This is a genomic window from Sphingobacterium sp. 18053 (assembly GCF_902706145.1).
GTDB classification, from domain to species: domain Bacteria; phylum Bacteroidota; class Bacteroidia; order Sphingobacteriales; family Sphingobacteriaceae; genus Sphingobacterium; species Sphingobacterium paramultivorum.
Window position 1 is genome coordinate 99,127 of record NZ_CACSJW010000008.1, and the last position, 12,911, is coordinate 112,037.

The 12,911-nt window shown below is 40.1% G+C and carries 8 protein-coding genes; 3 read left to right on the forward strand and 5 right to left on the reverse strand.

What is annotated here, in order from left to right:
* Positions 1–107: 107 nt before the first annotated feature.
* From GVK91_RS18950 to GVK91_RS18965, 4 genes are all read right to left on the reverse strand, one after another.
* On the reverse strand, positions 108–1,520 hold the full coding sequence (locus GVK91_RS18950; RefSeq protein WP_235032959.1) for a c-type cytochrome domain-containing protein: 1,413 nt from the start codon (positions 1,518–1,520) through the stop codon (positions 108–110).
* Entirely contained in the window at positions 1,517–2,389 is an 873-nt protein-coding gene (locus tag GVK91_RS18955) for a sugar phosphate isomerase/epimerase (protein WP_159730832.1), read from the reverse strand. The genes GVK91_RS18950 and GVK91_RS18955 overlap by 4 nt, the downstream gene beginning before the upstream one ends.
* A gap of 4 nt (positions 2,390–2,393) precedes the next feature.
* Entirely contained in the window at positions 2,394–3,893 is a 1,500-nt protein-coding gene (locus GVK91_RS18960; protein ID WP_153846732.1) for a DUF1501 domain-containing protein, read from the reverse strand.
* Between the two features lie 175 nt (positions 3,894–4,068).
* The gene (locus GVK91_RS18965) at positions 4,069–6,825 is read right to left on the reverse strand and encodes a DUF1553 domain-containing protein (RefSeq protein WP_159730834.1); all 2,757 of its coding nucleotides are present in this window, start codon (positions 6,823–6,825) and stop codon (positions 4,069–4,071) included.
* Between the two features lie 518 nt (positions 6,826–7,343).
* Here GVK91_RS18965 and GVK91_RS18970 point away from each other — a divergent pair.
* Positions 7,344–9,581 (forward strand): glycoside hydrolase family 95-like protein, encoded by a 2,238-nt coding sequence (locus GVK91_RS18970; protein WP_159730836.1) that lies wholly within the window; start codon positions 7,344–7,346, stop codon positions 9,579–9,581.
* An 87-nt stretch (positions 9,582–9,668) separates the two neighbouring features.
* Here the strand turns inward: GVK91_RS18970 and GVK91_RS18975 are convergent, their stop codons facing one another.
* Positions 9,669–10,304 carry an NAD(P)H-dependent oxidoreductase gene (locus GVK91_RS18975; RefSeq protein ID WP_159730838.1) on the reverse strand — a complete coding sequence of 212 codons (636 nt, stop codon included), beginning with the start codon at positions 10,302–10,304 and terminating at the stop codon, positions 9,669–9,671.
* Positions 10,305–10,639: 335 nt separating this feature from the next.
* Here GVK91_RS18975 and map point away from each other — a divergent pair, with 335 nt between their 5' ends.
* Together map and GVK91_RS18985 are read left to right on the forward strand one after the other, a co-directional pair.
* Entirely contained in the window at positions 10,640–11,401 is a 762-nt protein-coding gene (gene map / locus GVK91_RS18980; protein ID WP_159730841.1) for a type I methionyl aminopeptidase, read from the forward strand.
* 580 nt (positions 11,402–11,981) lie between these two features.
* Complete coding sequence (locus GVK91_RS18985) at positions 11,982–12,833, forward strand: AraC family transcriptional regulator (RefSeq protein WP_200845663.1); 852 nt, start codon at positions 11,982–11,984, stop codon at positions 12,831–12,833.
* Positions 12,834–12,911: the final 78 nt, after the last annotated feature.

Genomic DNA, 12,911 nt, shown 5'->3' on the forward strand with positions numbered 1-12,911 from the left:
TTTATTTCCCTTAAATTACTTGCCTATGTCGCCAAGTTGTTAAATTGGACAAGAGTATTATTTGGATCGCGGATTTTCATCGTGTAGTCAACAGGTCCAATAACAGCTTAAAACCTGATTGTATCGGTTTCAATAAAAGGCAAACTATAATTACCAGTATCTACCTTAATCTTAGCATTCAACTGCTTTATCGCAGCGACTTCCCGATTTACGATCTTATACAGATATACGTTCTTTAAGTTTGGAAGCTCGTTCAGTTTTGATAACCCTTTTGATGTAACTTTTGTTCCTGTCAGATTCAAATACGTTAATTTTGACAGGCCTTTCAGCTGGCTCAATCCAGCATCGGAAATTTTTGTATTTTCCAGATATAGACGGGAAAGAATTGGCATTGCCGAAAATGTTGAAAAAGCAAGATCCGTAACAGCCGTATTTCCTAATTTCAGCTGTACAATATTATCCTTAATGGCTAACAATTCCTGTAGGTCCTTATCATTAAATTGAGGATAATTAATCGCATTAACCAACACGAAGTTATTATCTCTTGCAACTTGGATGATCTTAATACCCTTAGCCTGCCAAGCATCAACTTTATCTTTTGGCAAAGCTGGTGCTGCTGGTAGATCAGCATACAATACAGCAGACACCTCTTTTTCCCCTCTTTCCAATTTTTTCAACAAATGAGCTATTTCCTCCGTTTGTGGTATTTCATGCACTTTTTTATCAAAATTGGCTCCTTGATCAATCCACCAGGCAATCAGTTTTATCTGATCAGCGGTTATCGGTGTACGACCTTTAGGTGGCATACGTTTCTTATGTCCCTCGGGCAACACCAACCGGGCATATAATTCACTCTTTTTCGAATCATTTGCATTTAGTACTGTGCCGTTCTCTCCTCCTTTTAACAAATTCTCTTTTGTATCCAATGCCAGCCCCCCTTCCTGCTTTCTTTGCCCGTGGCAGCTTTGACAACGCTGTTTTAGAATAGGTTGAATAATTCCCATATAGGCTTCTGCTTCCTGCGCATTTTGAACGATAAGAACCTCCTCTTTATCTTCTTCCGCTTTAAACAGCTTTTTAAGTGCTACTGGCATAGCTTCCACAAAGTAACCCTTTCCATGTGTCAGTGTTCCACCGTAGTGTCCGGTCACCCCAATCAAGAGCACCAGGATGAAAAAAAGCCAAAAGCGAAATGCACCAGGAGATTCTTTACGATAAAGAAACCAAAGCAACAAACTACTGATAGCCACGGCAATTCCCAGCCACTTGTGATAGCTCAGTACATCCTCCTCATAACCTCCATTTCGTGAAAGCAGATAACCCGACAAAGCAGCTACTATAGCAGCGATTGTCCCTAGGAATAAGGAGAGCTTAATAGCAGGCAAATACATATCCCCGCCTTTAAACTGAATCCTAATTGCCATAACAAAAGCCAACAATAATATGCCGATCGGTAGATGGACCAAAAGCGGGTGAAATCGTCCCAAAAAGCCCAATAATTCATCAAAGAAAACTATCATTCTTTATATCTGTCTTTGAGTAAATGCAACATATAAACATTGATTGACCATTGATCGGCCACCGGTTGTTGTGTAAACGGTAATGTGGGTAAATAACCTGCTGGACCAAACTCGGTCGTTATGGTTAATAACTTCATCCCATTTTCCTTGTGTTTAGCAACAACTTTATCCCACCAGGTCAAATGTTGCGCAACAATACTCTTCCATTCAGGAGCCGCAGGGTCATTGACTTGTGGTCCTTCAGGATGCCCAATTCGTGCGTGAATGTGCTCCGTTCTGGAAAGTGCCTTTGTTACAGCCTCGGTCTGATCAGAAAGCATTGATTCGTGTACATTGCACCAATGCGAGATATCCAACGCAAGTTGTAAGGTCGGAATCTTCTCTAAATATTCTATTGTCACATGAGCTGCAAAACTAAATCTTCCGCGATGGGTCTCATGATAAACGGGGATGTGGTACTTATTTTTAGCCGCATCTGCAAGCTCAATTAATGTTTTATTCTGCTCAAACGAGTAATAATCTTTACCTGTATGGCAATTGATATAATCGGGTTTCAGCTGTGCTGCTTCATCCAAATTACGCTTAAAATTTTGTTTATATTCCTCATAAGTTCCGCCCGATCCGCCTGAAAGCAATCCTAAACTCAATCCATATTTATGTAATGCATCGATCATCTCCTTGCGCTCATTTGGACTACCAGGTAACCAGGATTCAACACCATCGTAACCAGCATTTTTCACCCGGAGACAGAACGTATCCCAGGAATCGCTATTTCCCCAATTGGTGCAATAATATTTGATGTGTAACTGCTGGGCAGTCATAGATAGAAAACTGCTCATAAATAAAATTAATACTAGAAGTTGTTTCATATTTTTAAATTATAGCTTGAATAAGTTCACCCTCCACATCTGTCAATCGGAATGGCCTTCCTTGAAAATCGTACGTAAATTTCTCATGATCAAAACCCAAAAAGTGGAGCATGGTCGCATGGACATCGTGTACAGAACTACGCCCTTCTACCCCAGCGAACCCAATATCATCGGTTTGACCGTAACTTATACCATTACGAACTCCCCCACCTGCCATCCAGATGGTATAGGCGTCTGTATGATGATCGCGTCCCAGGAATGGCATATCGCTGTTGTCCCTATTTTCTTGCATCGGTGTACGTCCAAATTCCCCTCCCCACACGACTAGTGTTTCTTCCAGCAAACCACGTTGTTTTAGATCCATAATCAATGCGGTCATTGGTCGATCAATCTCCCGGCATTTATTTTTAAAGCCAAGATCAATCGAATCTGCGGGATTTGTACCGTGACTATCCCAACCCCAATCAAATAACTGAACGAATCGTACCCCCTGTTCTACGAGTTTCCGAGCCAAGAGGCAATTATTGGCAAACGATTCTTTACCCGGCTCAGTTCCATACAATTCGTGAATATAAGCAGGTTCATTATTGATGTCCATCACTTCAGGAACTGCAACCTGCATTTTATAAGCCATCTCATATTGTGCAATCCGCGACAAGGTTTCTGGGTCTTTAAAGGTATCGTATTCTGTTTTGTTGACGTTATTTATGGCATCAATCAAATCACGCTTCATATCCCTTCCCATTCCTTCAGGATCGGCAATATACAATACGGGGTCACCCTTTGAACGACATTGAACGCCTTGGTATACCGATGGTAAAAATCCACTTCCCCAGACACTTTTTCCTGCATCCGGTGTTTTACCTCCCGATGTTAACACAACAAATCCGGGTAAATTGCTATTTTCAGATCCCAGACCATAAGTTACCCATGAACCAATGCTTGGCCGGCCGAGACGGGCACTTCCCGTATGCATAAACAATTGCGCTGGACCGTGATTGAACTGATCGGTATGCACGGCCTTCAGAAAACTCACTTCATCAACAACTTTACTAAAGTGAGGCAAATGATCTGATACCCAAGCCCCACTTGCTCCATACTGTTTAAAAGTAGCTTGTGGCCCCAACATTTTTGGAATCCCACGAATAAAGGCAAATTTCTTTCCCGCGAGTAAGGACTCTGGGCAAGGTTGATTATGTAATTTCTGTAATGCAGGCTTGTAATCAAATAACTCCAATTGCGACGGAGCGCCGGCCATATGCAGATAAATTACACTTTTAGCCTTACCTGGGAAATGAGGAGGCTTGGGTACCAGTGGATTGAGTGCATTCAGATCCAACTTTTCTGCTGATTTTGACTGTCCCCATCCATTACAACTCGTCAACAAACTCCCCAAAGCAATACCTCCGATACCTGCCACACAATCCTTTAGAAAATGTCTTCTTGTGACAGCCTGCAATTCAAATTGTTGCGCTTCTTCTATTAGCTTATTTAGATCTTTCATCTGACTATCATTACGTATGAACGGGCTGTGTCGCTAAATTTTTAGTCCGCAGCTTTAGCTCATTTCGGTTTATATTCTTATTATTTCATAGGCCTTACCCTTCTTAACAAAAGACTTCGTTTTCACACGAAAGCCCTTATTCAGAAGTATCATTCCATATTTATCATTTCATTATTTATGATTTCGTTAAAAACTCGTCCAAATTCAACACTGCATTGGCAACAAGCATGTAGGCAGCTTTTGAAGGCAGGACCTTTACATTGCTTTTCGCTAAATCTTCATTCAAAAATTTGGCTGCCGAATCAGGCTTTTTGCTGAAATCAATCAACGCTTTTTGATAAAGCTGTTCCAGCTCTTTGAGTTTCTTTTCATCGGCATCCTTCAACATTGCATGTCTATAACCGACACGGATACCATCTCTGAGGTTTCCATTTCCCTCCTTTTCCATAATAGCACCCAGATGTTTAGCCGCTTCGAGATAAACAGGATCGTTTAATGTGGCAAGCGCTTGCAGCGGTGTATTGGTACGGATACGGTCGACCAAACAAACCTCCCTACTCGAAGCATCAAAAGAAACAAAAGAAGGATAAGGACTCGTACGCTTTAAAAACGTATAGATGCCTCTTCGGTATTGATCTTCTCCAGCACTTTTCACCCAGGACTCACCGCTGTATACAGTCATCCATACCCCATCCGGTTGGTATGGCATTACACTTGGTCCATACATTTTATTGCTGAGCAATCCACTTACGGCTAAAGCCTGATCGCGAATCTGTTCGGCAGATAATCTAAAGCGAGGTCCCCTTGCCAAATAATAATTCTGTGGATCCTTTTCAAAATTGGAATTGTTCAAGCTAGAGGATTGCTTATAAGTTCCGGATAATACCATCTCGCGGATCAATTTTTTAACGCTCCACTTTTTGGTATTCATCAGATCTAGGGCAAGATAATCTAATAATTCTCGGTGAATCGGCGGAATACTCTGTGTGCCCATATCTCCCAATGGTTCAACAAGCCCCCGACCAAATAGTTGAGCCCATACGCGATTAACTAAAGTTCGCGCTGTCAACGGGTTTTCCTTACTGACAATCCACTGCGCAAAACCCAAACGATTGCGTTGAGCCCCCTTAGGGAAACTATTCAGTGATGCCGGAACTGTAGGCTGCACTTCCGCACCTAGCGACAGGCGGTTACCGCGTATAAATACATTGGTTTTACGATGCATGTCCTTGGGATTTTCAATCATGATTGGTACCCCCTCAGGTTGCATGTTGACCAACTGGAGAAAAGTCTTTTGAAAATTCATATTATCCAGTGACTTTTCATGTGGAAAGTTCTCGCGAAATGCAAACCATTCAATCATGCAGATCGGCTGTCCATGAGCGACAGATGGATTCTTGAAAACCAGATATAAGTCATGTACACCACGAGTCGCACTTATGGGAGACTGAATAACCTGTCTTCCATTCGTACTCGGCAAATCAATGACGGCAAGTATTGGTCCGCTAGGTTTATCCAAATGAATTTCCAATTTTCCACCTACCGCACCTGTCCAGAAATTCATGAAGAATTGCTGTTTATTATCCAGGTTTATTGCCCTTAATCGAGCCGATCCTCCAGTTCTAACCCCCAACCATTTCGTATCATAAAGCGCACCATCTACTATTTGGTCGCTGTAATGCGCATGGACTTTGGGCTCAAGGGTGTGAAGGAATAGATCTGTTGATTTTACCAAGCTGGCATTTCCTGTCGTCGACAACCACCTCTTTATACTGTCAATTCGCTTTTCATCCTGTGCGGTGTAAAAACGCAGTTTAGGATGATCACCTTGGGTATCTTCATCTCTGGTGTTGTTAAAAAAAGCTAACGATTTATAATACTCTTCAAATTTAAACGGATCATAAGTATGACTATGGCATTGCACGCATTCAAAGGTCGTACTCAACCATACTTGATAAGTTGTATTTAAACGATCCAAAACCGCAGCCATCCGAAATTCCTCGCTATCGGTCCCGCCTTCATCATTATTCATGGTATTGCGATGGAATGCTGTTGCGATAAGTTGATCCTTGGTTGGTTCCGGAAGCAAATCCCCAGCGAGCTGTTCAATCGTAAATTCATCATAAGGCATATCCTTGTTTAAGGCCTTGATGACCCAATCCCGATAAGTCCATATCGTGCGCGAACCATCCTTCTCGTAGCCCTTCGTATCGGCATATCGCGCCATATCCAACCACCAACTCGCCCACTTTTCGCCATATTTCTGAGAAGCCAGTAGACTGTCTACCCGCCGGGTATAAGCATCATCACGATGGTCTGCTTCAAAGGCTTGAATCTCTGCCAACGAGGGTGGGATACCAATTAGATCCAAATAAACTCTTCGGAGCAACGATGCTTTATCGGCTTCATCTGCAAAGGACAATTTCTTCTCCTTCATCTTATCCAAAACAAAAAAATCAATCGTATTGTTCACCCCTTTGGGCTTAACACCAAATATACTGAGCAACGAAAAAGGTTTAGGGACCTCCGTTTCCTTAGGTGTTGTATAGGCCCAATGCTCTCCCCACTTAGCTCCTTCATCGATCCATCTTTTGAGTATATCAATTTCATCGTCATTCAGTTTAGGGGCATTGTAAGGCATACGCAATTCAGGGTCATCAGAAATCAGTCTCTTTATAAGTTCACTGTGTTCGCCATCGCCACGAATAATTGCCGATTTGCCTGACTCGGCTTTGGCGAAGGCCTCATTTTCAAAAAGAAAGCTTAAGCCACCATTTTTTTTAACCCCACCATGGCATGTGATACAATGTTTATTCAATATCGGTTTAACATCAGCGCTAAAATCAACTGGCTCTTTTTTTCCAAAAGTCAAAATGCTTGTACCAATAAGCACAAGCGCCAATAATATTAGCACCAAAATCTTTTTTCTCATAGCATTGGGATATATCTATTCTGTATTATTTTAGGTTTATGCACTAAACGAAATGAATAATGATTGTTTTCTTCGTTAAGTGGAGCCGAAACTATTCCATAAATGTGCTAGTTTCGAGTAGGATAAAATTAGAGAACAACACTGGATTATACTAAAACTAGATTAACAGAAACATAAACAATATTACCCCTTACCCTTGCAAGTTTTTCTGGATACTATAGTCCCACCTGCTCAAAAGATTGATTTAAAACAGCATAACGTACTTTCTTTGGTTAAACTGCAGACAATAAAACAACACTTTTGCGACATATTCCTACGTATCAAAAAGTATAACAATTTCGATACGAATTAACTTATTTAGTTTTCTGTACTGCATACAATCACCGCTAAATCTGCTGTTAAAGTGGTTTTAACAGGTTCAAGGCCCTCACATAGATAAAATAGTATGCAAAAAAGTAACAATAGTGTCAGTATCTCCCCTTCCAGAGTTTTAAATTTACAAGCTAACCCTTTCAATTATGAAATATCTTTATTTAATACTATTCTGTTCGTTCACAGTGTTCTCTTTCGGTCAACCGACATCGGACAACAACCTCCATTTCGATCAGTTGGCTTCGCGGTGGGATGAAGCCATTCCGTTGGGAAATGGTCAATTGGGTGCACTGATTTGGAAAAAAGATAATATGATTCGATTTTCACTTGATCGCGCAGATCTATGGGATGAAAGAAAGGCCTTTGCAATAGAAAACCACAAATTCAATTGGGTCCAACAACAAATAAAAAACAACAGCTATGGTATTGTACAAGAGTGGGGAGACGCTCCTTACGATAGATCCCCCTATCCCACCAAGCTTCCAGCAGCGTCGCTGTTCTTTGACTTAGCGAAATTTGGCACTGTCGTTTCGAACGTACTTGACCTGGAACAGGCCACCAATATTCTTAAATTCAAAGATGGTCGGATATTAAGAACATTCATACACGCCTATAAACCCTTTGGCTATTTTGAAATTACAGGAAACAATGTGAGTGACCTTGTACCTCAATTAATTCCCCATCAATATGAAAATAGCGCAAACAAAGATGAAAACAAAAGCGTTGTTGAAGGTCAAAATTTAGCAAGATTAGGATATAAGCAAGGGAATATAACCCGAACCAGCAATTACGAAGTGCTGCACCAAAAAACTTATGACAATCATTTTTTTGAAGTTGTATTGAGATGGGAAAAGATATCAGCTAAAAAACTGATTGGTTATTGGACAATCGTCAACGATCAAAAGGTAGCCCCTTCTGAACTTTCCCTCAAAAAATACACCGAAGAAAAAGCAAGCCATTTGCATTGGTGGTCAAACTATTGGTCCAAATCAAGTATAACTATTCCAGAAAAAAATCTTGAAAAGCAATATTATCTTGATATGTACAAGCTCGGTGCTGTCGCAAGAGAAGGTGCTCCAGCAATTACGCTTCAGGCCGTCTGGACGGCAGATAATGGTGGTCTCCCCCCTTGGAAAGGAGACTTTCACAATGACCTTAACACCCAATTGAGCTATTGGCCAGCCTATTCGGGGAATAGATTGGCCGAAGCCAAAAGCTATACAGATTGGCTCTGGAAGATCCGCAAAAAAAATAGTGATTTTACCAAGCAATATTTTGGTGTCGATGGGCTGAATGTACCCGGTGTCCTTACTTTAAATGGAGATCCTATGGGTGGATGGATTCAGTATTCTCTTTCTCCAACTATTGGTGCATGGGCGGCCCAACATTTTTATTGGCAATGGAAATATAGCATGGATAAAACCTTTCTAAGAGAACAAGCCTATCCCTATATCGTTGAGTCTGCGACTTACCTTAAAAATATAACCACATTAAAAAATGGACTCCGTTACCTGCCTTTGAGCAGCAGTCCCGAATACAATGACAACAGTGTATCAGCATGGTTTGACAATTGGACCAATTTCGATCTTAGTTTAGCGCATTTTCTTTTCCAGGCTGCAAGTGAGGTGAGCACAGCAATGGGAAAACCGCAAGAAGCGAAGAATTGGTTAAAATGTAAGGCCCAACTACCTCATTATGCAACGGATGAAACCGGACTACAAGTTGCTGTAAATCTTCCAATGAAACATTCCCATCGGCATATGTCTCCCTATATGGCAATTTATCCATTGGATTTATTAGACATCAATAATCCGCAGGAAAAAGAGCTCATCGAAAGTTCCCTAGATCATATTGAAAAACTGGGTACCCGTGCGTGGGTCGGTTATTCCTTTGCATGGATGGCTTGTTTACACGCGCGAGCTAAACAAGGAAAGGAAGCCGTAATCAATCTTCAAAAATTTGCACAGAACTTTTGTTCCACCAATTCCTTTCATCTGAATGGTGACCAGAAAGGGGGGCAATATTCAGACTTTACGTATCGACCATTTACGTTAGAAGGTAACTTTGCATTTGCGCAAGGAATACACGAATTGCTCATTCAGAGCAAGAATAACTATGTAGAAATCTTTCCAGCCTTACCTGCTGAATGGGCAACAGCATCTTTCAAAAATTTAAGAACGATGGGCGGATTTATCGTAAACGCTGAAAAAAGAGGAGATAAAATCGTTATGCTGAAAATAACTGCGACCGAAGATGGTACCTTTCGAATTTTTGAACCCAAGACGCTCATGCATGTCAGTACGAAAAAGACCTTACAGAAAGATAACACCATACAATATGTGAAACTAAAAAAGGGGCAAACAGTAAACTTATGTAGTCTATAAAGGCGGTCCCTGTGTAAGTTGGAGGTAACTATAAAAAAAGCGTTTCAACCAAGTGTTGAAACGCTTTTTTTAATACTGTTCTGCAATTTATGCGAGTTCAATCAAAAATTCCTCTTTCGGAAGTCTAAATTTTTTCAGCTTCAGCAACCAATCTTGTTCTTCCATCCGATAGCCTAAAGGAAGCATAACTGCACTCTTCAATCCCAGTTTATCTAAACCAAGAAGTTCATCCAATTCGGCATTTGAAAAACCCTCCATAGGAGTTGCATCAACGCCTAATTCTGCAGCCTGAGCAATTGCCAGACCAAAAGCAATATAGGCTTGTTTAGCCGCATGGGCTGCTTGTTGCTCACCGGATAGGCTCGATAACTGTGCTTTCAATCTATTTTTATACTCGTCAGTGGTGTCTAAAGGTAAACCTCTCAACGCATTCATCTTGTCGAAGGTATTATCAATACGTTCGTCCGTATAGCTATCCCATCCTGCGAAGACCAATAAATGTGAGCTATCAGCAACAATTTGTTGCCCCCAAGCCACAGGTACAATTTTTTCTTTTAATTCCTGATTCGTAATCACAATCACACGGAACTGTTGAAGTCCAGACGAGCTCGGAGCCATACGTGCTGCCTCCAAAATCTTATCCAAATCTTCCTGAGCGACCTTTTTTGTAGGGTCGTATTTTTTTGTGGCATAACGCCATTCTAGGGTATCTAATAAAGCCATTTTATTCTAATTTAAATGATCAATAGCAACATCATAAAGTTATGTAAAGATACATAAAAAAATAAATGTCTAAACATTAAAACAAAGGACTAAAACAATAAAAACTAGGACAAAAACACATTGCTTTTCAGCATTTGTTACTAGACTTTTAACGCCCAAACACAGTATATTTACTTGTAATCGCAAGCAAATGTCTATTTTATTCAATTTTATTAAGACCTTTGTACTGGTTTATATCCGATTAAAACAAAATGACCTTTAATCATTTGTTCCCGGTAGTTATAAATAACAAAATAAAAAACAGAGCTCACCTGCTCACAATAAAAACATCAGCGATGTCTATAACGAATGAAACAGAGCTAACAGGCATACAAAAAGCGAGCGATGCCGTTGCCATCACCTTAAAAGCTATGATAACACATGCTCAAGTGGGTATGTCCACGAAAGAGCTTGACGAATATGGAGCCGAAATATTAAAAAGCATGGGTGCGAATTCTGCTCCCGCTCTTACCTATGGTTTCCCAGGCTACACCTGTATCAGTATAAACAACGAGTTTTGCCACGGAATACCTACTGCGGAAAGACTATTGCAAGAAGGTGATTTGATCAATATCGATGTATCTGCCGAACTGGATGGCTATTGGGCTGATAATGGTTGTTCCTTTGTTATAGGAAAGGACATATTTCAACACGAAAAGTTAGTAAAAGCATCAAAAGAAATTCTTCAAAAAGCAATAAATAATATTCGTGGTGGCGTGAAAATAGCCGATATTGGGCATCTAATAGAAACTGAAGCGAAAAAAAGAGGCTATAAAGTCATCAAGAATCTTGGCGGACATGGTGTAGGAAAAAGTCTGCATGAGGAACCCGATGAATTGCTTAACTATAAAAATCGCTTTGACCAACGAAGATTTCGAAAAAATACTGTTGTTGCTATTGAAACCTTTATTTCAACAACCTCCACATACGCGACCGAACTCAACGACGGCTGGACAATGGTTGGGGACAAAGGTGGATTCATGGCGCAACATGAACATACAATTCTCATTACCGATGGCGCTCCTGTTATATTAACGGCACAGAATGCAATTTACTAAGCAGTAATAAGAAGACACCTATAGGTCTTTTCGAACAAGTTATTGAAAGCTATCGAAAAGACCTATTTTCTTTAAAACAAGACCTCAAGCTTGCGGTGGCGTGCATAATTTCTTCATCTCAGAACTAGAGGTTGCTTAAAAAATTAAGGGGCCTCTCATAACGAGAAAACCCCCAAATAATATATTTTTATGGCTAAATAATTTTTGTCAATACCAAATACTAATCTTACTGGATAAATGGCTACACCAGTAAATGTAGCGTATTCTTCCCAACAAAAAAGTGATGAAAATCACTTTTACCAAAAATTTTATTCCCATTTTCAAAATTCAGCTTCCTTCTTAACGTGCTCTCCAACTCATCTATTCTCCGTTAACTGTTTTGACTACTGTTTTGATAACTATTTTGAAAACCACCAAATAATAGAAAGCCTTTTTACCATCCAAACACTTCGCCTCCAATCCTTACTCCTTGCTTAGTTGCGGCAATAAACATAAGGGCTAAAGCGGTACGATAATATTTGTATTTAGGCTGGTGTAACGTATAAAGTTTAGTATTTTTGGTTCATTAAAGTAATCTAGATTGAGAACAATAAAATTCCATAAGGGTGAATGCGGTGTTGAGTTTTTGTTGAATGTCCTCAATGAAAAAGAAACGGATTATACACATCAAGATACTTACCATAAAGATTTTTTTGAAATTCTATTTTTCAAAAAAGCCAAAGGCAGATTGATAATGGGGCAAGAGATTCTCTCCTTGTCCGACAATTCAATCATCTTTATTTCGGCTTTTCAAAAACATACCTGGGAACTGGATCCAGAACACCTTGAATTTACAACATTGATTTTTCAGGAAGACTTTTTGCATGATTTTTTTTCAGATAAACTATTCACATACAAACTATTATATTTCTACCAACTTAGTTATGTGCCCCAAATTATAGCAGATGACACACATATGTCAAAATTCTGTGGTCTTCTCGCCGAAATTAAACTTGAACTTATCGAAAGCCAAGCAGATAGCGCCCATATTATTCGTTCTTTACTTTATTACCTATTGCAGACTTTAAACCGAAAATATGCCCGCCTGAATAAGCTGCCGAACCAAAAAGCGGAAAATAATTTCGCCTATCAATTTAAAGAACTTATGGAACAGTTCATTCGGGAGAAACAACGGGTAAACGAATATGCGACACTCATGGGAATAAGTAGGATTACGTTAAATCAGGCCGTTAAAGCACAGTTTAATACCACAGCGACACACCTGCTTCGGCAGCGTTTGCTATTCGAGATTCAGGACCTTCTTATCCATTCTGACCATTCCGTTAATCAAATTGCTTTTGACCTTAACTTTTCAGAACCCAATCATTTAATGCGGTTTTTCAAAACTCAAACTGGAAAAACCATTGGTGCATTTATTCAGGAATTCAAATAAATATTGAATTACGTATACAAATTGACGTTATGAAAATCGGGCCATGCAGATCGGCAACCACATGGCCCAACTTCCATT

What these genes read in the sequence shown, in the direction of transcription:
- GVK91_RS18970 (WP_159730836.1), top strand. Translation starts at nt 7,344, where the DNA reads ATGAAATATCTTTATTTAATACTATTCTGTTCGTTCACAGTGTTCTCT.
- map (WP_159730841.1), top strand. Translation starts at nt 10,640, where the DNA reads ATGTCTATAACGAATGAAACAGAGCTAACAGGCATACAAAAAGCGAGC.
- GVK91_RS18960 (WP_153846732.1), bottom strand. Translation starts at nt 3,893, where the DNA reads ATGAAAGATCTAAATAAGCTAATAGAAGAAGCGCAACAATTTGAATTG.
- GVK91_RS18950 (WP_235032959.1), bottom strand. Translation starts at nt 1,520, where the DNA reads ATGATAGTTTTCTTTGATGAATTATTGGGCTTTTTGGGACGATTTCAC.
- GVK91_RS18955 (WP_159730832.1), bottom strand. Translation starts at nt 2,389, where the DNA reads ATGAAACAACTTCTAGTATTAATTTTATTTATGAGCAGTTTTCTATCT.
- GVK91_RS18975 (WP_159730838.1), bottom strand. Translation starts at nt 10,304, where the DNA reads ATGGCTTTATTAGATACCCTAGAATGGCGTTATGCCACAAAAAAATAC.
- GVK91_RS18965 (WP_159730834.1), bottom strand. Translation starts at nt 6,825, where the DNA reads ATGAGAAAAAAGATTTTGGTGCTAATATTATTGGCGCTTGTGCTTATT.